The following is a 26,398-nucleotide window of genomic DNA, read 5'->3' on the forward strand; positions in this document are numbered from 1 at the left end:
TAATGGTTAAATAACCAGGAACACTTTTGTGTGGGTCTTATTTAAGCTGCCCCAATTCCTTAAAATTGCTCACCCCTTTTTTTAACCATTCCTTATAGGTGTCCCGATCTGTATATTGAACAGCTGTGTTCAAAATTTCCAGATCAGGGGACATGATTACATAATATGGTTGAGAGGCGGCATTAAAGTTCAAAGTCTGGAAAGTACCCCATTTTTCACCCACGGTATTAATTTTTTTTACGCGTCCGGATTCGTATTTAAAATCGAATTGTTCTTCGGCAGGCAATTCCTTTCTATCATCTATGTAGAGCGATATCAAAACATATTCGTCCTTAAGGATAGGATAGATATCCGGCTCGCTCCAGACCGTTTCCTCCATTTTTCTACAATTTACACAGGCCCATCCCGTAAAATCCAACAGTACCGGTTTGCCTACCTTTTTGGCATGGGCAAGGCCTTTGTCAAAATCCTTGAAACAATCTATTCCTAAAGGGCAATCGCTTTCTGTTTCAAAAATGCTATAAAACTGTGGTGGCGGAAAACCGCTCAATAATTTCAAATCGGTTATTTTGGATAGCCCCAATATTAGGTAGACGGCAAAAGCTGTGCTTAGGACGGCGGTAAGCTTCCTGCCAGTCGACAATCGTTGTTTTGGTCCGTCGTGCGGAAATCTAAATATTCCGAATAAGTAAAGGGAAAGCAATACAAATAATAATATCCAAATCCCCAAGAATATTTCCCGTTTAAAAATTCCCCAGTTCCCTACTAAATCCGCATTGGACAGAAATTTAAATGCCAATACCAATTCCAAGAAACCAAGGGTAACCTTTACCGTAGTCATCCATCCTCCAGATTTAGGCAGCGAATTAAGCCATGTAGGGAACAATGCAAAAAGGCCAAAGGGCAAGGCCAGGGCCACTCCAAAACCGACCATCCCCATGGACAGGTTGGTAGCCACGTCTCCTTCCGCCAAAGCAGTACTGCCCAACAATCCTCCTAAAATAGGACCTGTACAGGAAAAGGATACAATGGCCAAGGTAACTGCCATAAAAAAGATTCCAAAAGCTCCTCCCACCTTGGAGGAGGCCGAGTCCATTTTATTGGCCCATGAACTAGGGAGCGTCAATTCATAATATCCGAAAAAGGAGAAGGCGAAAAATATAAAAATGAGAAAGAAGAATAGGTTTAGCCATACATTGGTGGCAATGGTATTCAATATTTGTGAATCTACAGAATCGAACAAATGAAAGGGCAAACTCAATAAAAAGTAAATAAGTACTATAAAAAAACCGTACAGCAAGGCATTTGCAATTCCTTTGGATCTGTTGGCCCCTTGTTTGGTGAAAAAGGATACTGTTAATGGTATCATAGGAAATACACAGGGAGTTAGAAGCGCAATTAAGCCGCCCAAAAAGCCTAAAACGAAAATGGTCCAAAGACCAGATTTTTCATTCACGGCATTTATATCCCCGTTAACCAACAATTCCTTGTGCTTAAGGTCCAGCATTAAGGCAGCACTCATATCCAGGCTTCGCTGGTCCACATTCTGTTCCGCAACAACTATTTCCTCTCCGGTCAGGGAAATATGGAATATTTCATCCTTTGGGATGCAGACCTCCTTGCAGATTTGATAGAACAAATCAACGGTAACCTGTTTAACCTCCGGATTCAATAATTTTATTTTTTGGGTAAAGACAGCCTTTTCCTTGAAGAAAGTTTCATCCACCTCAAAAATATCGGAGTATTCGGTAAGGGTTTCACTTTCTGTAGTGGTTCCTACCAATTCATAGTCCTCACCTGCCTTTTCAAATGTAAATTCACTTGGCAAAGAACCATTTTCATCCGTAAACTGGGAATAGATATGCCAGCCTTCATATATATCGGCCTTAAAGATAAGCTTGTACTCGGTATCCGATATTTTTTCTGCTTCATAGGTCCATATGGCCGGATCATTATCCGACTGGGAAAACCCCAAGAAAAAACTGAACACCATTAAAATCAATCCCAGTATATGTTTCATTATTCTAATGTAATCTTTAAAATTTCTTTAGTCCTATCCGTAATTTTATAACGTTCGTCGGCACGTTTTCCTATTATCCAGACAATATTATTGCCAGAACACACCAACCATTGGTTTTCTTTGGCAAAAACATCCATCTTCTCATCCTTGAAATATTTGGATATTTTTTTCCTACCCGACATTCCAAGGGGGTAAAAATAATCTCCTTTTTGGCATTTACGGACTGTTAATGGGTACTTTAACGTTTCTTTATCTACATAAATTATCTTAGAAGAGGTTTCCCCAATGGCTTTAACCGTGCTGAATTTTAAGGATATAGGTTCTAATACCGCCTCTTGTCCGTCATCAATATTAAAAACCTCGGTATTTTTAAGCGTTATGGGTTTTAACAACAAAAAGTCCCTGTCCTTCAGTAATCTATGGGTGTTTGAATGCACTTCTTTTCCGCTGTTGGCGCTTAGAAGTCCGTAAATGTCGTCCCATTGTGTAAACCCGTACTCCCGAAGGAAATGAAAGAGATATGCTTTGGTAGGATTAAGTGCCAACAGGGAGTCTACATTTACCTTTTCTATTCCGTCCTCTTTTGAAAAAAGTTGCTTTCTTAATTGGACTATTTGCTGATTGGATATTTCTAGGGTCTGCCGAAGATATTCTTGGGTCTTTAAAAAATTTTCTAAAAAATAGGGATTGAGTTCCTTTAACTTCGGAATAATATTATGCCTAATGTTATTCCTTAAGTATTTGGTATTTTCATTACTGGCATCCTCTCTCCAACGAATGGCATTGACTTCCGCATATCTTTTGATCTCGCTCCTGGAAAATTGTAATAAGGGTCTGGAGATGGTGTCGGTATGCGATGGTATTCCGGTAAGCCCTTCGATTCCCGTTCCCCTGGACAAGTTGATAAGAAAGGTTTCCAAACTGTCATCGGCGTGATGGGCTGTGACAAGGGTTTTAATATAGTGAATTGCCATTATTTGCGAAAACCAATTATAGCGGAGTTCCCGTGCAGCAATTTGCAAGTTGGTTTTATGTTGGGCCATATACCCGTGGGTATCAAAAGTGGTCACAAAAATTTCCTTGCCCAAATTCTCGGCCAAATCCCTGACCAGTTCTTCATCCTTATCACTTTCCTCCCCGCGCAATTTAAAGTTGCAATGCGCTATGGAGAAATCCAACCGATAGGAGTTACATAAATGTGCCAGGACAACACTGTCCACACCCCCACTACAGGCCAATATAAATTTACCTTCTTTTAGATGGGGAAAGTGTAGGTCTATGTGATTCCTAAAGTTTTCTAACACACGGCTAATTTACACAAGAAAAATGACAGCAACTACATTTGGTTATAGAACTGGTCCAAGCTGTTCCTTAGCCAAATGCCGATTATATCCAAAGTGTTTTTGCTTCCAACATCCTTGTGTAATTCGTGATAGCCGCCTTCAATTAAATGTAGTTCGGTACTATTGGAGTTTTTGTGTAATTTTTCGGTAGCTCTATAATCTATAATTTTATCGCCGGTACCGTGCAATAAAAGGGTTTTTGCCTTTAGTTTGCTGGCGTTGTTTATAGCCCACTCCCCTGCCGCCATTATGGGAAAAGAGTACATGGGGCTTACTCGGTCATGAACTAAAGGGTCTGCAATGTATTTTTCCACCTCCTGGTTTATTCTGGAGATATGTTGTGGATTCAGGCCAGATGACATTGTAATTGAGGGAATTATTTTCAACATAACTTTGCCTAAGATCATTTTCCATTTAGGGGGTTGAAAAGCCAATTTAAGGTATGGACTCGTCGCCACAATACCGGCCAAATCCGATTTTATTCTCAAGTCGTAGTTCAATACCAGATTTCCCCCCATACTATGTCCGTAAAGGAATATGGGCTTATTGGGGTTTAGCATTCTTGCCTTTGCAATTATATTGTCCAATAGTTCCAAAAGTGCCATATAACTAGGGCAATGCCCCCGTTTTCCGCCAGATTTTCCATGACCAATATTGTCATAACAAAATACGGCCAAATTTTCTTCCAAAAGTCTTGGGATCACATCGTACATGTAGCGGCCCGAATGTTCGCCAAAACCATGTACCAGTACCACGGCACCTCTAACTATTTTGGGTCTGGAATACCATGCGTTAATGGGGATGTTCTTATAATGAAGATCAAGCATTCTTACATCCATAGTTATTAAATATAGAGTATTAGGTATACCTAAATTTATAAACGCTTAAGGTAGATTGAAAATTGAATATTACCAAATGGCCTATTAATTTTCAAGTACCTGTCTCATAGCCTTGGCCTTAAGCAGGCATTCCTCGTATTCTTTTTCTGGAATTGCCTTGGCAGTTATGGCACTCCCTACGGAAAAAGAGACATATTGGGCCGTTTTATTATAGAGAATGCTTCGGATGACCACGTTAAAATCGAATTCGTTATCAGGGGTAAAATAACCCACCGTTCCAGAATAGAGTCCTCTTTTCGAGGCTTCAAGCTCCTCTATTATCCGCATGGCAGACACTTTTGGAGCCCCGGTCATACTGCCCATGGGAAACGTTTCCTTGATAATATCCACCGGATTTTTGGTGCTGGAGACCTCTGCTGTTATAGTGGAGATCATCTGGTGCACCTGATCAAAGGAATATACCTTACAGAGTTCTTCAACCTTTACAGAACCTTTCAAAGCACTTTTGGATAGATCGTTCCTTACCAAATCCACAATCATAATATTTTCGGCCCTTTCTTTTTGGTCCTTTTCCAAGGCCTCTACCAATAGCCTGTCTTCGTTTTTATCCAATGAGCGTTTTGCAGTGCCCTTAATTGGCTGGGATATAATTTTGTTGCCCAGTTTTTTAACGTAACGCTCCGGGGAAGAGGATAATAGGTATTTATCGTTTATTTTTAAAAAGGCAGAAAAAGGTGCCCTGGTTATGGAATTGAGTTTTAGATAAGTCCTTAAAGCATCTATTTTAGTATTCTCCGCATAAAATTCTTGACAGAAGTTGGCTTCGTATATATCTCCTCTGTGGATATGGTTCAGCATTTTATTTACACGACTAAAATATTCGTCCTTAAATATTCTAAGTTTAATTTTGACATCCGATTGATTTTCCAATTCTGGGGCAAATGGTTTAGGTCCTTCCAGGATGTTATTAAAATCTTCCTCAATTTCATCCGCCACCATATTTAGGTAGTGGAAGGTGACCACTGTTCCCTGTATTTCTATTAATTTTTTGGGCTGAAAGAAATACAGCGCAGGAAAGTTCAAGCCATCGGGATTGCTGGAAAAAAGTTGTTCTGTATCATTTTTTAAGTCGTAGGAGAGATAGCCAAAAATCCAATCTTTAGTATTGGATTGGTAATTGCTTAGATCCTCAAATGCGTTTTGGGTATCCGTTACTATAGATGTTAGTGCATCCGCAGCAAGCATACCATCAAAAGAGCTGTACTTGCTTTTATGTCCATTACTGTCCAGCCAAACAAACTCATAATATTGTTGGGACCAATGTAATAGGGATTGCTTAAAACCTGCAATGTCCGGAACTGTAAATGAAACCTTTTTTCGCAAAGACTTTTAAATTTGTGACAAGAATATTTCCAAAGCGTTTTTATGGCCTTCGGCAAGCTCAGGGTCGGTTATACCCTTGGCCTTGTCAAAGGTATGATTAAAGGACGGTAAAGAAAAGGTAGCTGTAATTTCGCCCCCAAATCGAGGTAACATTCCCTTGACAACCTCTAAGGAGCCAGTGCCTCCCCTTCTGCCTCCAGAACAGGACATTAGTAAAATCTTTGTGTCCGCCAAGAAATTCCTGTCCACCCGGGACAACCAATCCAATACATTCTTGAAAAAAGCGGAAGGATTACTGTTGTGTTCATTTACAGAAATAATCAAGGCATTGGCACGTACTATCCTATCTTTTAGCTCTCGCAGTAAATCGGAATATCCCTCTTCCCTTTCCAAATCCTCACTAAAGACAGGAAAATTATAGTCGGCCATATTTATAAGCTCAACCTCATGATCCATAAAAAGGGAGGTGGTGTATTTTACTAATTTATAATTGATGGAGGTGCTGGAATTGCTTCCGGCAAATGCCAGTATACGGGACATCTTGATTATTTAAATGTTTGCACAACGAAAATACCGTAAAATAGATTGAATTGCGAGGAAATTGCATAATTTTGCACGCGAAAACATCCAAAGCCACTGTTTTACAAGTATATAGGGTGTACATAAAAGTTAATATGGGGAATAACAACCTGAGATTGTATTTTATTGATGCTATGAGGGCATGGGCCATCCTTATGATGCTACAGGGGCATTTCGTGGATGGATTGCTGGATAATGCATTTAGGGATAATTCCAATGCGGTTTATTCTGTTTGGAAATATTTTAGGGGGGTTACGGCACCAGTCTTTTTTACGGTTTCCGGTTTTATTTTTACTTATTTGCTGATAAAAGGGAATGAGATTGGGTTTAATAACCCAAGGGTAAAAAAAGGGATAAAAAGGGGGTTGCAGTTATTGGCCATAGGTTACTTGCTTAGATTAAACTTCTTTGGATTGTTAAAGGGCCAGATTTATGGTTCTTTTTATTTGGTAGATGTTTTGCACTGTATTGGTCTTTCTATTTTGGGGATTATTGGTATCTATCTTCTTACCAGCTCCAGAAATAAATATTTGTTCCCTGGAGTGTTATTGGCCACTACCCTGGTCTTATTCGTGCTGGAACCAAATTATAAACAATACGCCCATCATTATCTGCCGGAGATGATAGCCAATTACCTGACCAAGGCCAATGGATCTGTGTTCACAATAATACCATGGTTTGGGTATGCTGCTATTGGGGCTTTTATGTCTGTATTGTTCAATAGATTCAAGAATTTTAAATTTTTATATCCTGTTGCCATTGCTAGTTTTACCATTGTGGGCTTTGGTCTTTTGTTTTATTCCTCAGGCTTCTTTTTAAAGCTGTATAACTGGACCGGAATGTTAGTGTTTTCGAAAGTTTATTTTAATAACTATCTATTTATACGATTAGGGGATGTCTCCTTGGTATTTGCCATATTTATGTTGTTTAGAAAATTTATGAGCAATAGTAGCGTACTTAAGATAGGACAAAGTACCTTATCTATCTATGTGATCCATTATATTATTTTATACGGAAGTTTCACAGGTTTGGGACTTTATTACTTCCTGAACCACAGTTTGTCCCCTACTATAGTAATTCCCGGTGCTCTGGCCTTTATGGTGGCAACTACTATGCTGGCGCTACAATATGAAAGAAACAAAGTTTATATAAAATTGCAATTGTCTTCAGCTGTTAAGTTAGTTCAACAAAAGGGAGAAGCCTGGTTGAACGAGGAAGGTCAGCCCCTATTAAAAGCATTCGTGCTTAAATCCAAGCTATCTTTGATACGCTTATTTAGAATGGTAAAAAATTAGTAGTTCCATCTTTTTACTACTTGAGTTTCGCTTATTTTCGCACAAAAAATATAGATGAGCGAGACGAATAAAAAATTTTCACCAATTGCGGTGGAATTGGAGAAGGATAAAAAATATAAGTGGTGTACCTGTAGCCATAGTAGTGTTCAACCTTTTTGTGATGGTTCCCACAAGGCCGAAAATGCCACACCCCCTTTAATTTTTGAAGCTGAAGAGGATAAAAGGGCCCATTTATGTACCTGTAAACTTACCAAGAATCCACCTTATTGCGACGGTACCCACAAGTTGTAAATACAATTTGAATCCAGATGTATAATATTTAAGGAATTACTATAATAAAATAGCCCCGTTAGACATAATCTAACGGGGCTATTTTATTATCAATATGTTTAATTATTTAAACATGTAGGGCTCTATTATCGGTGGCGGCCAAAGCAGCTTCTTTTACAGCTTCTGCAAAGGTTGGGTGTGCATGGCTCATTCTGGAAATATCTTCGGCCGAAGCTCTGAATTCCATTGCCGTAACCGCTTCTGCAATAAGATCTGCCATTCGGGCTCCGATCATATGTACTCCCAAAACTTCATCGGTCTCTTTATCCGCCAATATTTTAACGAAACCATCCAAATCCATACTGGCCCTAGCCCGTCCCAAGGCACGCATTGGAAACTGACCTACCTTATAGGCTACTCCGGCTTCTTTTAGTTGTTCTTCCGTTTTTCCCACAGCGGCTACTTCAGGCCATGTATAAACAACTCCGGGAATTAAGTTATAATCAATATGGGGCTTCTGTCCGGCTAATATTTCGGCTACGAAACTTCCTTCCTCTTCTGCCTTATGCGCCAACATGGGACCTCTTACAACATCACCAATGGCGTATATATTTGTTATATTGGTCTGTAAGTGTTCATTTACGGCAATGGTACCGTTCTTTTCCAGTTTAACACCCGAAGCTTCAATGTTTAATACATCTGTATAAGGCTTTCTTCCTACAGAAACCAAACAATAGTCTCCTTTAAAAGTTATCTCTTCCCCTTTTTTATCCTCAGCTTTTACAATTACTTCCTTGCCTTTTGCCTCTACCGATTTAACTTTATGGGATAAATTAAATTTCACCTTCTGCTTCTTCATTACTTTCAGCAATTCTTTTGAAAGTGCTCCGTCCATACCAGGAATAATACGGTCCATATATTCGATGACTGTTACTTCTGCACCAAGGCGTTTATATACCTGTCCCAATTCCAATCCAATAACACCACCGCCAATCACTATAAGGTGTTTGGGTATTTCCTTAAGTTTTAGGGCTTCTGTTGATGTAATAACGCGCTCCTTGTCCAATTTAATAAAGGGCAGACTGGATGGCTTGGAACCTGTGGCAATAATTATATTTTTTGCCTCAATGGTCTCTGTTTTACCATCGTTCTTTTTTATATTGATGTGGGTTGCATCCTTAAAACTCCCTAGGCCCTCATAAACATCAATTTTATTTTTGTCCATAAGAAACTTTACCCCAGCACAGGTCTGGTCTACCACGGCCTGTTTTCTCCCGATCATTTTCTCTAGGTTGATCTTGATTTCTCCAGGAATTTCAATTCCGTGATCTTCAAAATGCTTTACGGCATCTTCGTAATGGTGGGAAGAGTCCAATAATGCTTTGGAAGGAATACACCCTACATTAAGGCATGTACCGCCCAAAGTTGAATATTTTTCTATTATCGCAGTCTTCATTCCTAACTGGGCACAACGGATTGCTGCAACATATCCACCAGGACCTGAGCCTATAATGGCTACATCATATTGGGTCATATTATTATTTTATTGAAAAGATTAGTTTCATTAATGTGAATACAAAAATACGAATGTTTTATTCTTGGACAACATTCATATTCCTTGGGATATGAACGTTTTATGGACAAATGTTATTATATGAACACTTCTGTAGTACTTTTTACCTCATTGATAACGAATGAACTTTGGGTACTTCCAATATGATTTATGGCCGTAAGTTTGGTGATCATGAATTCCCTATATTCTTCCATGTTGGCCACGTATATTTTTAGGATATAGTCGTAATCCCCGCTGGTGTGATAACATTCCGCTACCTCATTTAATTTAAGTACCTCCCGCTCAAACTGTAGTACATACTCTTTAATGTGCTGCACCAGTTTAATATGGCAAAGTACCGTAAAAGCCTTGTCTACCTTCTTTTTATCCACCAAAGCTACATATTTGGTTACCACCCCCAACTTCTCCAGCCTTTTTATGCGTTCGTATACGGCCGTAACCGATAGATTTAATTGAAGGGCATATTCCTTAGTGGTTTTTTTGCTGTCATTTTGTAGCAATCCCAATAGTTTTATGTCTATTTCGTCAAACTTCATGGTGATATATTTTCTTTGGTTTGGCTATTATTTGTTTCCTAGTATAAAAATAAACTAAATAATATGTAATATATAGATTTATAATCTACATTTATTTTATTTGGTTGATTAATTACTGATATACCCTTAATTTTATAGTAAAATAAATATTTTATTATGGATTTTAAGGCATCTGATGATTTACAGGATTTACAGTATTTTGGAGAATACGGAGGGGTTAATCCCTCTATATCCGACTCTTCCACCTATACTTTTTTATCGGCAAAGACTATGTTCGATACGTTTGAAGGCAATACGGAAGGCTGTTATCTCTACAGTAGGCACTCCTCCCCTTCCAACCTTTATTTGGGAGAGGCATTGGCGGCTGTGGAGGGCACGGAAACGGCCAATGTAACCGCCAGTGGTATGGGGGCAATTAGTGCTGTGATATTGCAGTTGTGCAATGCCGGGGACCATATTGTGAGCAGCAGGACCATTTATGGTGGTACTTACGCCCTAATGAAGAACTTTTTAAAGAAATTCAATATTGCAACTTCTTTTGTGGATACTACCAATTTGGACGCAGTGGCCATGGCCATAACCCCAAAAACAAAAATGATCTATTGTGAGTCGGTCAGTAACCCCTTATTGGAGGTGGCAGATATTGAGGCTCTTTCCAAACTGGCCAAAAAGCATAATATTCCCTTGGTGGTGGACAATACTTTTTCGCCCTTATCCATTTCTCCTGCAAAATTGGGAGCCGATATTGTTATCCATAGTTTAACCAAGTTTATAAATGGTACTAGCGATTGTGTGGCCGGAGCGGTTTGTGGCACCAAAGATTTCTGTTTAGGCCTAAAGGATGTGAATAATGGCGCTGGAATGCTGTTGGGCAGCACATTGGACAGTTTAAGGGCTTCTTCCATCTTAAAGAATATGAGAACGCTGCATTTAAGGATGAAGAAACATAGTACGAATGCCATGTACTTGGCCGAAAATTTTGAAAAAGACGGACTAGGGGTAGTATATCCTGGGTTACAATCACATGCTGGGCATGGGGTTATGAAAAAACAATTTAATCCTGAATATGGCTTTGGTGGACTATTGACTTTGGATGTGGGGTCTCTGGAGAAGGCCAATGCCCTAATGGAACTAATGCAGAAGAAACATTTGGGGTATTTGGCGGTTAGTTTGGGTTTTTATAAAACCTTATTTAGTGCACCGGGAACATCCACCTCTTCAGAAATTCCAATGGAAGAACAATTGGAAATGGGCCTGTCCAATGGTTTAATTAGATTTTCCATAGGATTGGATGATCATATTGATAGGACCTACATGGCTATGAAGGACTGTTTGATCCAATTGAATATTTTAAAACCTTCAAGTGTAAAGGTGTAATATTGGGTTTGCAGAAGAGATATCAAAATCGTAATATTACGAAGTAACAAATAGCTTCTAAATGCAGAACCTGAGTACCAATCCCGCTGGACCCGAGAATGAACATATTGTAGAAAACAAGGAATTGAATATCTGGGAAGCCCTTATCCCAGTTGTTCTTTTGATGATGATGTTGGCCTATAATATTTTCTATGCCGATGGGGAATGGTTCGGGGAATATTCCAATCAGATTATTTTATTAATCGGTGGCGCTATTAGTGCTATTGTTGGGTTTTTTAATAAGACCTCATTAAAAACCATGTGGCTTGAAGTGCTGGAAAACCTAAAAAGCGTTCTTGTCCCAATAATGATTTTGTTTTTGGTAGGGGCATTGGCGGGTACTTGGTTGGTTAGTGGTGTTATCCCTGCCATGGTCTATTACGGACTTAAGGTTTTGAATCCCTCTATTTTTTTGCCAGCTTCCGTGGTTATTGCTGCTATAATCTCCGTGGCCACAGGAAGCTCATGGACTACTTCAGCAACTGTGGGTATAGCACTTGTGGGTATTGGAACTGCATTGGGTATTGATCCCGGTATGATTGCCGGAGCTGTAATTTCAGGGGCTTATTTTGGAGATAAGATGTCCCCTTTAAGCGATACCACCAATTTGGCACCCGCCATGGCAGGGACTGACTTGTTTACGCATATAAAGTACATGACCATTACTACCGTGCCTACAATATTGATTACTTTGGTTGTTTTTACGGTAATCAGCTTCAATATAGAGACTTCTGGGAGTGCGGATGTAAGCGCATTATTGGACACTATTAAAAATACCTTTAATATAAGCCCGTATTTATTTATAGTGCCAGGAGTGGTAATAGCACTCATACTTCTCAAAACAAAACCACTGATTGCCTTGGGGACTGGTGTAGGGCTGGCTGGGGTGTTTGCCCTGTTTTTTCAAACCGAAGTATTGAAAACCCTGTCAGATTCCAATGTAACAGCTATTTTCAATGCTATTTTTGTTGATACCGCCATTGTCACGGAAAACGAAAAGTTGAACGATCTGTTCAGTGCCGGAGGCATGCAAGGTATGATATGGACCATATTGCTTATTTGCTGTGCCATGGTATTTGGGGGTATAATGGACGGTATTGGGGCGTTGGCCCGAATTACCAAATCCTTATTGTCTATTGCATCTTCTGTATTTGGGCTATTTGCCAGTACCGTATTGAGCTGTATTGGATTAAACGCTATTGCCAGTGATCAGTACCTGGCTATTGTTATCCCGGGTAAAATGTTTAAGAAAGCTTTTCACGACAAGGGCTTGGCTCCCGAGAATTTGAGTCGGACCTTGGAAGATTCCGGAACGGTAACTTCGGTGTTGATTCCATGGAACACCTGTGGGGCCTACCAATCGAGCGTATTGGGTGTTGGTGTTGCAGAATATTTTGTGTACGCCATTTTCAATTGGTTAAGTCCTTTTACTACCTTGTTCTTTGCAGCACTACATCTTAAGATAAGGCAGCTTAAGACCTCTTCGGCAGCTGCTTGATCAGTGCGTAATGGACAAGTCATTATTCTATAATTAGGTGTGATTATTTCTGCCATAATTTTTCATCAAATTGACCAATTTTCAAACTATATGTGGGCAGGTAATGAGTAAACCTCTTATAACAAAATGGGTAATAGACCAATAATTGATTTTTTTTAAAACTCGCTCCATTTTCAAAAAACAAATTTGATATTTTTTAGCTCTCATCTTTGCTATATCGCGAAATTTACCGTTCATTTTTTTGCAACTTCGCAAGTAAAATCCATAATGGGCATAGGTATATACAATAGTTATATTGGAATAAGTTTTTTAAATCCAGAATCTGGCAATCCGCCTTATTTAGCTGTAATTTTACATCAGAAATTAATAGTATAAAATTTATAAATATGACTTTAGTAGGTAAAAAATTTCCAAATCTTAGCGTTAATGCAATGAACGATTTGGGCGACACTTTCAAATTGAATGTTTTGGAGGAAGCTCAAAAAAACAATAAAAAAGTGATCTTGTTTTGGTATCCAAAAGACTTCACTTTTGTTTGTCCAACAGAATTGCATGCTTTTCAAGCTGCTTTGGGAGAATTTGAAAAAAGAAACACTTTGGTTATCGGAGCTTCTTGTGACACTGCCGAAGTTCATTTTGCTTGGTTGAATACAGCTAAGGATAATGGAGGTATTGAAGGGGTAACCTACCCTATTCTTGCAGATAGCAACAGAAACCTGGCCTCTACTTTAGGTATATTGGATATAACCAATGAGCAGTATAATGAGGAAACCGGTGTTGTTATGGTAGATGGAGACAACGTAACTTACAGAGCCACCTATTTGATAGATGAGGAAGGTACCGTATTCCATGAAGGAATTAATCATATGCCTTTGGGTAGGAATGTAAACGAATATTTACGATTGATAGACGCCTATACCCACGTTCAAGAAAAAGGAGAGGTTTGTCCTGCCAACTGGGAAGAAGGTAAAGATGCTATGACCGCAGATAGGAATGGTGTTGCCAGTTATTTGTCTGCACACGCAAACTAAATTCAGAAATTAAATATAAGGAGTCAATTTATATTTTGAATTGACTCCTTTTTTATAAAATTAAATTTAGAATTTATGATAGTTGAATTGGAAAATGATAATCTGAAAGAGATTATTGATCAAAATAAAAATGTGGTTGTTCAATATTCGGCTACCTGGTGTGGCAACTGTAGAATAATGAAGCCCAAGTTTAAAAAAGAGGCCTCCATTAACGAGGATATTACCTTTGTTCTTGCAGATGCAGAGAAATTTCCTGAATCCAGAAAGTTGGCCAACGTGGACAATCTTCCCACTTTTGCCATTTTTAGCGATGGTGAATTCAAGAATCAGGTACAGACCAATAAGTATGAAGTTTTAAAAGATTTGATCAGTGAAATTACCAGTAATTAAACACCTTACGAGCTTTATAGCTGAAAATGATGAGGATTATGTATTGGAAACCATAGAAACATTGGAGTCCATCACCGAAGTGTCTTCATTAAAAGATGAGGAATTGGATGTTATTGGTGAATTGATTTCCAATCTATACGGAGCCTTGGAGGTACAAAAATCCATTAAAGAAGGTAAGCCCCAAAAAGAGGCCTTGAACGAATTTATGCAACGGGTAGTTGGTTCTATAGACAAATAATTGTAAAGGAATCCATCAGACCAATTGCGGTTAATCCCTCTATTCCACTGTGCAACTCATTGGTTAGAGGGATTTTCTTTTAGTTTACCCTCTGGACTAGGCTTTTTGTAATCCTACTTTTTTATCCATTATTCCTAACATATCAATCATATATTTTTTATTTTCACGCAAAATTTAAAAAAATAATCATGGCAACAGTAACACTTAAAGGAAACCCCATAAACACTATAGGAACACTACCTAAAGCAGGAAGTAAAGCCCCCGCATTTTCTTTGACCAAGGGAGACTTGTCCAATGCACATTTGGACGATTACAAAGGTGTAAAAGTGGTATTAAATATTTTCCCCAGTGTGGATACGGGTACATGTGCCCAATCTGTAAGGCAATTCAATAAGGAAGCTGCCGAATTGGAGAACACTAAGGTTTTATGTGTTTCCAAAGACCTTCCCTTTGCCCAAGGTCGTTTTTGTGGTGCCGAAGGAATAGAAAATGTAGAAATGTTGTCCGATTTCAAGGACGGTAACTTCGGAAAGGCCTATGGCTTGGAGTTTTCGGACGGACCACTTCAATCCCTTCATTCTAGGGCAGTGGTTGTATTGAACGAGGAAGGAAAGGTTATTTATACCGAGCAGGTTGCAGAAACCGTTGACGAGCCCAATTACAAAGCGGCATTAGAAGCCTTGATGGATGCCTAAGGAAAGCTTCTTGGTGAATAGAATAAAGAGTGTTGGTTTCGCTTTAAAGGGAGCATTACTCTTAATAAGAACAGAATCCAGTATCAAGATACAGGTTTTTATTACCTTGGTGATGACTGCTGCTGGATTCTATTTTGAAATTTCCAACACGGAATGGATCCTTCAAATTCTGGCAATTGGATTGGTCCTGGGAATAGAGGGATTAAACACGGCCGTGGAAAAAATTGCGGATTTTGTCCAGCCCGAATTTGATGAAAAAATTGGGTTTATTAAGGATATTTCCGCCGGTGCGGTCATGTTGGTATCCATTGCTGCATCCATTATAGGCCTTATCATCTATATTCCTAAACTCTTATAAGATTTATTAGTTGCACCTTATTCCCTATCGTGCTTGTACAGAGTTTCCGTAAAATGCTATTTCAATCGGAAAAGTTCTAATGAGTTCATAAGTAAATTTGTAATTTAGCCACCAGAATTTAAGATTTAATGGCAAAAAAGGTAAAAAAACCAAAGTCAACACCCACTAAAAAAGGCTTTTCCTTAAAACTATCGCAACAGAACAAAATTATTTTTGGGGGGTTGTTAATGCTTTTAAGTATAGCGCTGTTCTTTTCTTTTGTCTCCTTTTATTTTACCTGGCAAGACGATCAAAGCTTACTGACAGAATTTGCAAACAGGAATGAACAGGCTAGAAATTTATTGAACAAATTTGGAGCCAACGTAAGTCATTTTGTGCTCTATAAAGGATTTGGTGTTTCTTCAATCATATTTACTTTTCTACTTTTTACAACTGGGCTGTACATGTTTTTGAGCATGCAGAAACAAGGGCTGCTCCGAAAATGGATATGGGGCTTGGTATTTATAATCTGGTTCTCTGTTGCCCTGGGCTTCTTTGCATCTGGAAAACCGTTGTTAGGTGGTATGGTCGGGTACGAGATGAACGATTTTCTTCAGGATTATGGAGGGAAAGTCGGGGTCTTTCTTTTATTACTTTTTGGTTTGATCGTTATTTTGGTAAGGTTGTTCCAATTTTCACCGGACAAGGCAGTTGCTTATATAAACGACAAAGGAAAATCTTTGGCTACCGAATTTAAAAACGGTAAGGCTGCCAAGGTTGATAACAGTGACAGGGAGAACGATATTTTATTTACGGAGGAAGATGAAAAGGAAGAAACCCCAGTGGTAATAGACACCTACACCCATAAGAAAGATATCCCCGTTTTGGCAAAAGAGGACAATGACGAGGAGTTTGAAGTAAAGGTGGGTCCAGAAGAGGATACTATTGCCATGGAAGTGGAAAAAATTAAGGAAGAGAAAGAGGAATCGGACAATATTTCGGATAAGTTGGTGGAGGATTTCGGTGAATTTGACCCTACATTGGAATTGGGCAATTTTAAGTTTCCCCCATTGGATCTTTTGGATCAGCATGGTGCCACGGGTGGTATTACCATCAACCAGGAGGAGCTGGAGGAGAATAAGAATAAAATTGTTGAGACCCTAAAGAACTATAAAATTGGTATTGCTCAGATTAAGGCTACCATTGGTCCCACGGTTACACTATATGAGATTGTACCTGACGCCGGGGTGCGAATTTCAAAAATAAAAAATCTTGAGGATGATATAGCCCTGTCCTTGGCGGCACTTGGCATTAGGATTATTGCTCCTATACCCGGAAAGGGAACCATTGGTATAGAAGTACCCAATAAAAATGCCACTATCGTATCCATGCGTTCCGTTATCGCCTCCAGTAAATTTCAGAAGGCGGAAATGCAATTGCCCATTGCTTTTGGAAAAACCATTAGCAATGAAACTTTTGTAGTAGATTTGGCTAAAATGCCCCATTTATTGATGGCAGGAGCCACTGGACAAGGGAAATCTGTTGGTCTAAATGCAGTATTGACCTCTTTGCTCTATAAAAAGCATCCAGCAGAGGTTAAGTTTGTTCTTATAGATCCCAAAAAGGTGGAACTTACGCTATTCAATAAGATTGAAAGGCATTATCTGGCCAAGTTACCTGATTCCGAAGAAGCTATTATTACGGATAATAATAAGGTAATCAACACCTTAAATTCGCTTTGTATAGAAATGGACAACCGTTACGAGTTGTTAAAGGTGGCCATGGTTCGTAATATAAAGGAGTACAACGCCAAGTTTAAGGCGCGGAAACTGAACCCCAATGATGGGCACATGTTCTTACCTTATATAGTGTTGGTCATAGACGAGTTTGCCGATCTGATCATGACCGCCGGTAAGGAAGTGGAAACCCCTATTGCCAGATTGGCACAATTGGCCAGGGCTATTGGGATTCACTTGATCATTGCAACCCAGAGACCTTCGGTTAATGTAATTACAGGGATTATAAAAGCCAACTTCCCAGCTAGGATAGCTTTTAGGGTTACCTCAAAAATAGATTCGAGGACCATTCTGGATACCCAAGGTGCCGATCAATTGATTGGTCGTGGGGATATGTTATTTACACAGGGCAATGATGTTACCAGAATTCAGTGTGCTTTTGTGGATACCCCAGAGGTTGCTAAGATTACTGAATTTATAGGTTCGCAAAGGGCTTATCCAGATGCGCATTTACTTCCGGAATACTCAGGAAATGATGATTCTGGCACAAGTATTGATTATAATATATCTGACCGTGATGCCATGTTCAGGGAAGCGGCAGAAGTAATTGTAATAGCACAACAGGGTTCGGCCTCCTTGATACAGCGAAAGTTGAAATTGGGATACAATAGGGCCGGGAGAATTATAGATCAGTTGGAAGCGGCAGGTATTGTTGGTCCTTTTGAAGGTAGTAAGGCTCGTCAGGTATTGGTACCTGATATTTATGCCTTGGATCAACTTTTAAGCAATGAAAGTGCATAGAAGGCACCGTTAAAATTTTAAATAAAAGAAAATGAAAATTAAATTATCTATTATATTATTGGTATTAACTACTTCAGTATCTATGGCCCAAAACTCTGCGAAGGCCAAAACTTTGTTGGATGAAGTATATAATAAGGTAAAAAGTTACGACAATATTTTTGTAGACTTTAAATATAGTCTTAATAACGAGGAGGCCAACATAAACACCGAAACAAGAGGGGATGTAACTATGCAGGGTGATAAGTATTTATTCAATTATTTGGGCTCCAAGCAAATATATGATGGGAAAAAGGTTTATACCGTTGTTCCAGAAAATGAAGAGGTGACCATTGAAGAAAAATTGGATGATGAAAACACCATTACGCCATCTAAAATGCTTACCTTCTACAAGCAGGGACATAACTATGACTGGGATATTCTGCAAAATATCCAAGGAAGAAAAATACAGTTTGTGAAGTTGACACCCATCGATACCAATTCAGAAATCAAATCTATTCTGTTGGGCATAGATGTGGAGACCAAGCATATCTACAAGCTTATTGAAACGGGGAAGAACGGTACAAAAACAACCATTACTGTTAATTCTTTTAAAATAGACCAGCCCTTGTCCAAAACCTTATTTACTTTTGACGAGAACAAGTATAAAAATGATGGGTACTACATCATAAGAAATTAGACATTGAGAATTCTAGACCGATATATATTATCGAGGTTCCTCTTTAATTTTTTCAGTTCGTTCGTAATACTGATGTTTATCTTCGTATTTCAAACGATCTGGTTGTTTATTGATGATTTTGCGGGAAAGGGATTGGATATTTTCATAATTGGAAAATTCCTGTTTTACCTTATGCCCAATCTAATGGAACGGGTAATTCCCTTGACGGTATTGCTTTCTTCCATACTTACCTTTGGTTCCTTTGCGGAGAATTATGAATTTGCGGCCATGAAGGCCTCTGGTATTTCCTTACAGAGGGCCATGTTGCCCCTCATTGTTTTTGTTACGTTTTTAGGGGGGGTCACTTTTTATTTTGCCAATAATATTATTCCAATTTCAGAACAAAAAATATACAATTTAAGAAGGAATATTGCCAAGGTTAAACCCGCGGCGATTATTTCGGAGGGAGTTTTTAGTGATTTGGAAGGTACGGAAATGAACATGAAGGTAGACCGTAAATATGGGGAAAATGATCGATTCTTGGAAAATGTCATTATCCATGAAAAATCCAAAACAAAGGTCAATACCACTGTTATCAAGGCCAAATCAGGAGAGCTTATTAGTAGTGAGGAATCGGACATTCTGCAGTTGGTATTAAAGGATGGGCATTATTACTGGGACGTGACCACTAAAAATAACAAGGAGAAGAAGAAAAATCCTTTTACCAAGGCCAATTTTAAGACTTATACCATAAACAAGGATCTTTCGGACCTTAACGACGTAGATTTGGATGAGGAGCGGGATGTAAGTACGGATAAGATGAAAAATATTTCCCGCTTAACCAAGGATATAGATTCCCTAAAAGAGGACAATGTAAAATTGGTAACTGCTTTTTCTAAGAATATCGTTGGAAGAATGGGTGCTTTCGTGCCCTTGAAAAAGCCCGATTCTTTAAGCCAAGTTAATATTGACAAGAAAAAGAAAGAAATGGATTCTTTGGGTACCAAGAAGGATACCGATAGTATATTGGCCCTCTTTCCTTCCTGGCACCAGACACAGATATTAAGTTCTGCAAAAAGTGCCACTTCCAATATTATAACAAGTATTCAGGGAAAGAAAAATGAGCTTCAAATAAAGTATAAGATATATCGTCTTCACATTTTATCGCTCCACAAAAAATATGCATTGGCATTATCCTGTATTATTTTGTTCTTTGTTGGGGCCCCATTGGGTGCCATTATAAGAAAAGGAGGTTTAGGTTTGCCTATGGTTATCGCAATTGTTCTATTCCTAACCTATTACTTTATAGGTGTATTTGCCGGGAATTATGCCAAGGAGGGGAATATTAATCCTATTATAGGTGCATGGCTATCTACATTTATAATGTTACCTTTAGGTGTTTTTCTAACCAGAAGGGCAACGGCAGACAAAGGATTAATGTCCTTTGGGAGTATTTTGGATTATTTTAAGGGCGTATTTAAGAAGAAAGATAAAATTGCAGTGACATGACAACAAAAGTTGAAAAGGCTATTACGCTAAATACCATTGAGGAAGCTATTGAGGATATAAGGCAAGGCAAGGTAATTATTGTAGTGGATGATGAAAATAGGGAAAATGAAGGGGATTTCTTGGCAGCTGCAGAATTGGCCACTCCAGAATTGATCAACTTTATGGCTACCCATGGTAGAGGGTTGATCTGTGCACCGCTCACGGAAGGTAGATGTAAGGAATTGGGTCTTCACATGATGGTCCATAACAATACTGATCCTATGGAAACCGCCTTCACCGTTTCTGTAGATTTAAGGGGTCATGGTGTTACCACAGGTATTTCTGCCGCAGATCGTGCAAGTACCGTTAAGGCGCTGACAGATATAAGTATTAAGGCCCATGATTTGGGAAGGCCGGGGCATATATTTCCCCTTGTAGCCAAAGAAGGTGGTGTATTAAGAAGAACGGGACATACCGAAGCGGCCATTGATTTTGCCCGTTTGGCCGGACTAAAACCTGCCGGGGTCATCGTTGAGATCATGAACGAGGATGGATCTATGGCCAGATTGCCCCAATTGGTAAAAGTAGCCAAGACATTTGATCTAAAAATTGTGTCTATCGAAGCCTTGATAGCCTATCGTATGGAACATGATAGCCTGATCCGTAAAAAGGAAGATTTTAATATTGTTACCAGGTTTGGCGAATTTAGACTGAGGGCATACCAACAGACCACCAATAATCAAGTTCATATAGCTTTGACCAAGGGAACCTGGAAAAAAGATGAAAAGGTGCTTACCCGTATAAATTCTACTTTGATCAACAATGACATATTAGGCACCCTAACCAACAATCCGGACAAAAAATTGGAGGACATGTTCAATGCCATCAATGAAGAAGGCAAAGGGGCAATAGTCTTTATAAATCAGGAAACCGAATCTTTGAACCTTTTGGGCCGATTGGGGGAACTGAAGGAGTTGCAAAAACAAGGAATATACAAGGCCCCTAAAGTGGATATGGACGCCAAGGATTTTGGCGTTGGTGCCCAAATTTTGCACGATTTGGATATTGCCAAAATAAGGCTGTTATCCAATTCTACCCAAACTAAAAGAGTAGGGCTTGTAGGATACGGACTGGAAATTGTGGATTACGTAACGTATTAATAAGGACGATTAAATCTTAAATATTAAATGCCGAAGGATCAATTTCCTTCGGCATTTTATTTTAGCTCAAGGTAGTCCAGACTTACAAGGGTCTTACCCAGATGTTCTTGAATTGTGTTTTGTTGCCGTGGTCCTGAAGAGAAAGTACATCGTCCCCATGGGCAGATGGGTAATCATGCAAACCAATATAATAGGTGTTACCACTAATCTCTACGTTATTTTGTATTAGAACACCGTTGTGCAGCACGGTAATCTTTGCCTTGGCATCCAAGCGGCCATCTTTTTTAAATCTTGGGGCTGTATAGATTACGTCGTAAGTGTTCCATTCCAATGGACGGCGCATGGCATTTACCAAGGGTGCATGATCTTTATATATACTGCCGGCCTGTCCGTTTCTATAGGTACGATTATTGTATGAATCCAATATTTGCAATTCATATCTGTTCTGCAAAAATAATCCGCTATTGCCTCTACCCTGGCTTGAACCTTCAACCACATCCGGAGCGCTAAATTCTATATGGACCTGGCAATCACCAAATTTCATCCTGGTACTTATACCTCCAGAACCTGGTACCACTTCCATATAGTCGTTGTCTACAATTTTCCAGGGAGCTGGTTGGGTATTGTCCTTTTGTTTTACCCATTGATCCAAGTTTGTGCCATCAAATAAAATAATAGCATCCGAAGGGGCATCTCCCAATGTTTTTGCCGGGGTCACTACGCTTACTTCTGGCTCCCATATTTCCGTCATTTCTGCCTTCATGGGCATAGGAGAAACCTCAGGAGGAGTACTAATATGTTTGTTTTGTGCACCTATTTGGAATGAAAAAGCAATAGAAAATAGGAAAAGGAAAATAGTCTTGGAATTCATATTACTAATGGATTTAAACGTAAATTATTTGAGGACTAAATATAGCAATATTACTTAAACTTATCCCAGAGTTTAGATATGTTTCTGTTATGGAAGGGAATTATCTGGAAACTCGGCACTGTGTAAATATTTGACAACTTTACTTGATGAGATTACTTGGAGGGTAACCAAATTGCTTTTTAAAACATCTACTAAAATACAAAGGATCGTTAAATCCGACCAGGACAGTTACCTCACTGACATTATACCTTTTGGTATTTAGCAAATGTGCCGCCTTTTTAAGCCTAATGGTTCTAATAAATTCATTTGGAGCCAAATCTGTTATCTCCTTAATTTTTCTGTATAATTTGGAAGAGCTCATGCCTAATTCATGACACAAAAAGGAGGTGTTAAGCTCCAGGTTACCCATATCATCTTCGATCAATTGTGTGAGTTTCTCCATAAAAAGTTCATCAGCGGGCGAGTGTGTCAAAGTGGTAACCTCACTTTCCACTTCCCCTGAAAATTTATTTTTCAGCTCCATACGTGATTTGATGATGTTCTCAATTCTCGTTTTTAGCAAGGAAGGTTCAAAGGGCTTTACCAAATACCCATCGGCACCACTACTATAACCTCGAATTTTATCATCACTATCCGAAAGTGCTGTCAATAAAATAACAGGGACATGACTTATATCGTCATCGTTCTTTAAAATTTTACAGAATTCCAGCCCATCCATTTCTGGCATCATAATATCGGCTATGCATAGTACGGGTTTTACTTTTCTACATTGATCAAGGCCCACTTTACCATTTTCCGCTTCAAAAACCTTGTAATGGTCCGAAAGGTACTCCACTAAATAATTTCGCAATTCAACATTGTCCTCAATAATTAGTATCCTTTCTTTTAGGTGGGTACTTTGAATTATCTTTTTAGCTGTTATTAGTTGAGGGGATTCCTCAGGAGTATCGGGCTTTACCACCTCAAAAATTTCATCGTCTGAATAGGCTTTCTTGGAAATTGGAATTTTTAATGTGAAAGTACTTCCTTTTTCCAACTCACTCACTACCTCTATAGTTCCTTTATGCAATTCCACCAATGCCTTTACCAGGGACAAACCAATACCGGATCCGGTATTATTTTCCTTACTATTGGAGGCTTGAAAAAATCTTGAAAATATCTTTGCTTGACTCTCTTTAGGGATACCAATACCATCGTCGCTAACTTCAACAATTAATTGTTGCCCGTTGTTCTCCTGACGCGTATTTACAAATAGGTCTACGTGTCCATATTTGTGGGTAAATTTCAATGCATTGGACAGCAAATTGTACAGTATCTTATCATACTTGTCCCAGTCTAAATAACCTTCTATATCTTGATTGTCGCAGACAATATTAAAGTTGATTTTCTTATCATCTGCCAGTTCTTGAAAAGATCTAAAGGTATTGGTAGTTCGTTGAAAAATATTGGTTTTAGTGACTTTCAACTGTAATTCGCCCGATTGTGCCCTACGAAAATCCAGTACTTGATTCACAAGATTTAAAAGTCTGTTGGCATTTTGGTGGATTAGATTGAACCTGCTTTGTTGGAATTGGTTGCCAGATTCTTTTCCCTCCTCTATCAATTGTTTTGCGGGGCCTAATATAAGGGTCAAAGGGGTTCTCAACTCGTGCGATATATTGGTGAAAAATTTAAGTTTTTCATTGTTTAGTTTTTCATCTCGCTCCCTTTTTACCTTTTCCAACAACAGCTCTTGTTTTAGAATTAGTCTTGCCTTAATTTGTTTTCTAACAAAATAGAACACTACAGAAATAACTAATAAATCCAGTAAGAGTGCTTTATAGGTTAACCAGAATGGAGGAAGTATTTCTATGTCATAGGTAGAAACGGGACTCCAGATACCATGACTGTTCATTGCTTTTACTTCAAAAACATAATCTCCAAAAAAAAGATTGGTATATTGTACGGTGCGTTGTCTAATGTCTACTGTGGTCCATTGATTATCAAAACCCAGTAGTCTATAGCTGTATTTATTGAAACGTTCATTAGTATAGGATGGATGTGAGAAGGTTAGGGAAAAATTTTTGTTATCATGTTCAAGTATCAATGTCCGCCCATTGTTAATATCCTCTTTAAGAACTAATTGATTATTTAGCACATCTCCTATCTCTATTTCATTATTCTGTATTCGAATATTGGTAATTACTGGCGGAGGCGACTTGTCGTTGTCCTTTAGGTTTTTTGGAGAAAAGCTTATAATTCCGTCTTTACCTGCCAGATACATGCGGTCATCGCTAGCGTAATAAAAACCTCTTGAACTAAAAATATCCAATCTATTTCCACTATCCGTATAGTACATGTTTAGTTCCTTCGAAACCGTATTGTACCTGGCCAAACGGTTATTATTCATGTTTAGCCACAAATTGCCAATATTGTCCGTTACAGCATTCGTTATCCAGGTACCATTTAAATCTTTGGGTTCTATTACAGGTATAAAATCATCCAAACTTGGATCGTAGTGGTCCAGGCCTTTTCTAGTGGCCGCCCAAATGTTACCTGAAGGGTCTATTACTAGGTCACTTACGTTTCCATGGGACAAGCCTGTTTTACCTCCTAATTTTGGATTGTAAGCTTTAGCCTTATTGGTTAGGGGATCATATTTTAAGATTCCTGTCTGCGTAGCGTACCAAAGGGTCCCGAGAGAGTCTACAGCAATCTGGTTTATTTCGCGGGAAGAGAGAAGCACACCCTCGGACTTTTCAGGTTGGTTTTGTTCAGTATTTAGAATAATAGAGCCCTCTCCATGCGAGCCAATAGCCAAGTTGTTGTTTCCAAGGTTGGCAAATGCCAATATAGGGTTGGGGCCAAAACCAATGTCAATGACTTCGGAAGTGTTGGCTGGATAATCGTAGATCAATATTTTCCCGTTCCAAAGTCCGCAGTAGAATATTTTTCCATTTATAGAATATATACTGGCAATGTCATGGTTAATTTGGTATAATGGTAGAACACTTTGGCAGGAAGAACAGGAATTGTCATCTTGGACAATAAATAACCCGTTGTGCCTAGTAGCCACAATAACATTATCGTCAAAAGTTTTGGAAAAGCCACGTATTCGAGGTACTTGGTTATCCAGATATTTGGATATGCCTTTGTTTACTCTAAATTGATTGCTAAATGGGTCATACTTATCCAATCCGTTTTCCGTACCGATCCATAACAAGCCCAATTCATCAAAATAAAGCTCATAGACTAGATCATCTATTAGGGAGTCACTGTTGGACAATTCGGAATAATACCAAGCGTATTTTTTATTTGTGATATCCTCAAGATTCTCCACTACCAAAATACCACCTAAGGTACCCAACCAATACTTGCCGTCAGGAGCTCTGGCGATGGAGATAAAATACGGGCCAAGTTTGTCCCTTGTCTTTACATTTTCTATATACAGGTTAGTAAATTCATTGTTTTCCTTGCTGAATTTGTAAAGTCCTCTTCTAGTGCCCACAAAAATATCAAGATCGCCATTTTCATAGATGAAATTTACATAGGGGTTTAATTCAATTGAATCAGGAACATTTAAGGTGTATGTGTCTATTTTTACAGGGCTTCCTAGGCTATCCAAAGTAATTTTGGCTAGGCCCGCGGTTTCGTAACTACCTATCCATAAATGGCCCTTGGAATCCTCGTAGATTTCTTTAATGTAATGGAACCCTTGCAATTCTATTTTTTCAAATATTTTTTGGTCCTGATGGTATACAAAAAGTCCATTATTCTTGGTGCCTACCCAAATTTGTTTAAATCGATCTATATGCACAGACCTTATTTCTTCGTCTTGCAAACTATTGCTATCCTTAGGGTTTGGTAAAAAAGTAGTAAATTTTTGGGTATCAATGTCCAATAAAGTAAGTCCATTACGCGTACCTATCCACAGGTTATTGGTTTCTTCGTCCAATTCCAATGCGGTAATATCATCATTTGGGATGGTATTGGAAACCGAGGAGGAACTCAAAAAGGATTTAAACTGATAACCGTCGAATCTATTTAGACCAGAAAAAGTACCCAACCATAGAAAACCATTTTTATCTTGGACAATATGTCTTACAGAATTGTGCGAAAGGCCATTGGCATCATTATAATGTTCAAACTGGATGGTCTGCGAAAACAGACCCCAAATTGAAACAATATAAAGGATAATATGGCTAATGATGCCTTTCAATGGGAAACGATTTTAATTTATTGCAAGATACGGTATTTAAGAACCA

Annotated in this window: 22 protein-coding genes; 13 read left to right on the forward strand and 9 right to left on the reverse strand. The window is 38.8% G+C overall.

All coding sequences use genetic code 11. From position 1 onward, the window contains the following. Positions 1-37: 37 nt before the first annotated feature. From KO529_RS13255 to KO529_RS13275, 5 genes are all read right to left on the reverse strand, one after another. The gene (locus KO529_RS13255; protein WP_215948352.1) at positions 38-2,020 is read right to left on the reverse strand and encodes a protein-disulfide reductase DsbD family protein; all 1,983 of its coding nucleotides are present in this window, start codon (positions 2,018-2,020) and stop codon (positions 38-40) included. Beyond that, positions 2,020-3,324: a tRNA lysidine(34) synthetase TilS gene (tilS, locus tag KO529_RS13260; protein WP_215948353.1), complete on the reverse strand. Its 1,305-nt coding sequence runs from the start codon at positions 3,322-3,324 to the stop codon at positions 2,020-2,022. The genes KO529_RS13255 and tilS overlap by 1 nt, the downstream gene beginning before the upstream one ends. 32 nt (positions 3,325-3,356) lie before the next feature. Next, a complete protein-coding gene (locus tag KO529_RS13265) occupies positions 3,357-4,202 on the reverse strand; it encodes an alpha/beta hydrolase (RefSeq protein WP_215948354.1) in 846 nt (281 codons plus the stop codon). An 84-nt stretch (positions 4,203-4,286) separates the two neighbouring features. After that, positions 4,287-5,585: an anthranilate synthase component I family protein gene (locus KO529_RS13270; protein WP_215948355.1), complete on the reverse strand. Its 1,299-nt coding sequence runs from the start codon at positions 5,583-5,585 to the stop codon at positions 4,287-4,289. A gap of 6 nt (positions 5,586-5,591) precedes the next feature. Continuing rightward, a complete protein-coding gene (locus KO529_RS13275; RefSeq protein ID WP_215948356.1) occupies positions 5,592-6,125 on the reverse strand; it encodes an NADPH-dependent FMN reductase in 534 nt (177 codons plus the stop codon). A gap of 134 nt (positions 6,126-6,259) precedes the next feature. Between KO529_RS13275 and KO529_RS13280 the strand changes: the two genes are divergently transcribed. Both KO529_RS13280 and KO529_RS13285 read left to right on the forward strand, forming a co-directional pair. Then, positions 6,260-7,459, forward strand: a complete 1,200-nt coding sequence (locus KO529_RS13280) for a heparan-alpha-glucosaminide N-acetyltransferase domain-containing protein (RefSeq protein WP_215948357.1) — start codon at positions 6,260-6,262, stop codon at positions 7,457-7,459. A 54-nt stretch (positions 7,460-7,513) separates the two neighbouring features. Continuing rightward, positions 7,514-7,750, forward strand: coding sequence for a CDGSH iron-sulfur domain-containing protein (locus KO529_RS13285; protein WP_215948358.1), 237 nt, complete (start codon positions 7,514-7,516; stop codon positions 7,748-7,750). A 106-nt stretch (positions 7,751-7,856) separates the two neighbouring features. Here the strand turns inward: KO529_RS13285 and lpdA are convergent, their stop codons facing one another. Both lpdA and KO529_RS13295 read right to left on the reverse strand, forming a co-directional pair. Further along, entirely contained in the window at positions 7,857-9,263 is a 1,407-nt protein-coding gene (gene lpdA, locus KO529_RS13290) for a dihydrolipoyl dehydrogenase (RefSeq protein WP_215948359.1), read from the reverse strand. A 116-nt stretch (positions 9,264-9,379) separates the two neighbouring features. Then, positions 9,380-9,838, reverse strand: a complete 459-nt coding sequence (locus KO529_RS13295; protein WP_215948360.1) for an Lrp/AsnC family transcriptional regulator — start codon at positions 9,836-9,838, stop codon at positions 9,380-9,382. Positions 9,839-9,994: 156 nt separating this feature from the next. On the opposite strand from KO529_RS13295, the gene KO529_RS13300 reads away from it, so the two are divergent. From KO529_RS13300 to ribB, 11 genes are all read left to right on the forward strand, one after another. Further along, a complete protein-coding gene (locus KO529_RS13300) occupies positions 9,995-11,215 on the forward strand; it encodes an aminotransferase class I/II-fold pyridoxal phosphate-dependent enzyme (protein WP_215948361.1) in 1,221 nt (406 codons plus the stop codon). 61 nt (positions 11,216-11,276) lie between these two features. Further along, complete coding sequence (locus tag KO529_RS13305; RefSeq protein ID WP_215948362.1) at positions 11,277-12,752, forward strand: Na+/H+ antiporter NhaC family protein; 1,476 nt, start codon at positions 11,277-11,279, stop codon at positions 12,750-12,752. Positions 12,753-13,138: 386 nt separating this feature from the next. Further along, on the forward strand, positions 13,139-13,783 hold the full coding sequence (locus KO529_RS13310; RefSeq protein WP_215948363.1) for a peroxiredoxin: 645 nt from the start codon (positions 13,139-13,141) through the stop codon (positions 13,781-13,783). A 75-nt stretch (positions 13,784-13,858) separates the two neighbouring features. Next, complete coding sequence (locus KO529_RS13315; RefSeq protein ID WP_215948364.1) at positions 13,859-14,173, forward strand: thioredoxin family protein; 315 nt, start codon at positions 13,859-13,861, stop codon at positions 14,171-14,173. Then, positions 14,154-14,411, forward strand: coding sequence for a DUF6952 family protein (locus tag KO529_RS13320; protein WP_072861224.1), 258 nt, complete (start codon positions 14,154-14,156; stop codon positions 14,409-14,411). The genes KO529_RS13315 and KO529_RS13320 overlap by 20 nt, the downstream gene beginning before the upstream one ends. Positions 14,412-14,599: 188 nt before the next feature. Continuing rightward, entirely contained in the window at positions 14,600-15,106 is a 507-nt protein-coding gene (tpx, locus tag KO529_RS13325) for a thiol peroxidase (RefSeq protein WP_215948365.1), read from the forward strand. Next, on the forward strand, positions 15,099-15,464 hold the full coding sequence (locus tag KO529_RS13330; protein WP_215948366.1) for a diacylglycerol kinase family protein: 366 nt from the start codon (positions 15,099-15,101) through the stop codon (positions 15,462-15,464). The genes tpx and KO529_RS13330 overlap by 8 nt, the downstream gene beginning before the upstream one ends. A 128-nt stretch (positions 15,465-15,592) precedes the next feature. Next, on the forward strand, positions 15,593-17,980 hold the full coding sequence (locus KO529_RS13335; RefSeq protein ID WP_215948367.1) for an FtsK/SpoIIIE family DNA translocase: 2,388 nt from the start codon (positions 15,593-15,595) through the stop codon (positions 17,978-17,980). A 31-nt stretch (positions 17,981-18,011) separates the two neighbouring features. Further along, on the forward strand, positions 18,012-18,656 hold the full coding sequence (locus KO529_RS13340) for a LolA family protein (protein WP_215948368.1): 645 nt from the start codon (positions 18,012-18,014) through the stop codon (positions 18,654-18,656). A 72-nt stretch (positions 18,657-18,728) separates the two neighbouring features. Beyond that, positions 18,729-20,144, forward strand: a complete 1,416-nt coding sequence (locus KO529_RS13345; protein ID WP_247097113.1) for an LptF/LptG family permease — start codon at positions 18,729-18,731, stop codon at positions 20,142-20,144. After that, positions 20,141-21,283: a 3,4-dihydroxy-2-butanone-4-phosphate synthase gene (ribB, locus tag KO529_RS13350; protein ID WP_215948370.1), complete on the forward strand. Its 1,143-nt coding sequence runs from the start codon at positions 20,141-20,143 to the stop codon at positions 21,281-21,283. The genes KO529_RS13345 and ribB overlap by 4 nt, the downstream gene beginning before the upstream one ends. An 82-nt stretch (positions 21,284-21,365) precedes the next feature. Here the strand turns inward: ribB and KO529_RS13355 are convergent, their stop codons facing one another. Further along, the gene (locus tag KO529_RS13355) at positions 21,366-22,154 is read right to left on the reverse strand and encodes a 3-keto-disaccharide hydrolase (protein WP_215948371.1); all 789 of its coding nucleotides are present in this window, start codon (positions 22,152-22,154) and stop codon (positions 21,366-21,368) included. A 139-nt stretch (positions 22,155-22,293) separates the two neighbouring features. Then, on the reverse strand, positions 22,294-26,352 hold the full coding sequence (locus KO529_RS13360) for a hybrid sensor histidine kinase/response regulator transcription factor (RefSeq protein ID WP_215948372.1): 4,059 nt from the start codon (positions 26,350-26,352) through the stop codon (positions 22,294-22,296). Positions 26,353-26,398 lie beyond the last annotated feature (46 nt).

Source organism: Arenibacter algicola, assembly GCF_018860365.1.
Classification (GTDB): domain Bacteria; phylum Bacteroidota; class Bacteroidia; order Flavobacteriales; family Flavobacteriaceae; genus Arenibacter; species Arenibacter algicola_B.

Coding starts and splice junctions, on each gene's coding strand:
- KO529_RS13255 (WP_215948352.1), bottom strand. CDS start 2,020: ATGAAACATATACTGGGATTGATTTTAATGGTGTTCAGTTTTTTCTTG.
- KO529_RS13265 (WP_215948354.1), bottom strand. CDS start 4,202: ATGGATGTAAGAATGCTTGATCTTCATTATAAGAACATCCCCATTAAC.
- KO529_RS13275 (WP_215948356.1), bottom strand. CDS start 6,125: ATGTCCCGTATACTGGCATTTGCCGGAAGCAATTCCAGCACCTCCATC.
- KO529_RS13280 (WP_215948357.1), top strand. CDS start 6,260: ATGGGGAATAACAACCTGAGATTGTATTTTATTGATGCTATGAGGGCA.
- KO529_RS13285 (WP_215948358.1), top strand. CDS start 7,514: ATGAGCGAGACGAATAAAAAATTTTCACCAATTGCGGTGGAATTGGAG.
- lpdA (WP_215948359.1), bottom strand. CDS start 9,263: ATGACCCAATATGATGTAGCCATTATAGGCTCAGGTCCTGGTGGATAT.
- KO529_RS13295 (WP_215948360.1), bottom strand. CDS start 9,838: ATGAAGTTTGACGAAATAGACATAAAACTATTGGGATTGCTACAAAAT.
- KO529_RS13300 (WP_215948361.1), top strand. CDS start 9,995: ATGGATTTTAAGGCATCTGATGATTTACAGGATTTACAGTATTTTGGA.
- KO529_RS13305 (WP_215948362.1), top strand. CDS start 11,277: ATGCAGAACCTGAGTACCAATCCCGCTGGACCCGAGAATGAACATATT.
- KO529_RS13310 (WP_215948363.1), top strand. CDS start 13,139: ATGACTTTAGTAGGTAAAAAATTTCCAAATCTTAGCGTTAATGCAATG.
- KO529_RS13315 (WP_215948364.1), top strand. CDS start 13,859: ATGATAGTTGAATTGGAAAATGATAATCTGAAAGAGATTATTGATCAA.
- tpx (WP_215948365.1), top strand. CDS start 14,600: ATGGCAACAGTAACACTTAAAGGAAACCCCATAAACACTATAGGAACA.
- KO529_RS13330 (WP_215948366.1), top strand. CDS start 15,099: ATGCCTAAGGAAAGCTTCTTGGTGAATAGAATAAAGAGTGTTGGTTTC.
- KO529_RS13335 (WP_215948367.1), top strand. CDS start 15,593: ATGGCAAAAAAGGTAAAAAAACCAAAGTCAACACCCACTAAAAAAGGC.
- KO529_RS13340 (WP_215948368.1), top strand. CDS start 18,012: ATGAAAATTAAATTATCTATTATATTATTGGTATTAACTACTTCAGTA.
- KO529_RS13345 (WP_247097113.1), top strand. CDS start 18,729: ATGTTTATCTTCGTATTTCAAACGATCTGGTTGTTTATTGATGATTTT.
- ribB (WP_215948370.1), top strand. CDS start 20,141: ATGACAACAAAAGTTGAAAAGGCTATTACGCTAAATACCATTGAGGAA.
- KO529_RS13355 (WP_215948371.1), bottom strand. CDS start 22,154: ATGAATTCCAAGACTATTTTCCTTTTCCTATTTTCTATTGCTTTTTCA.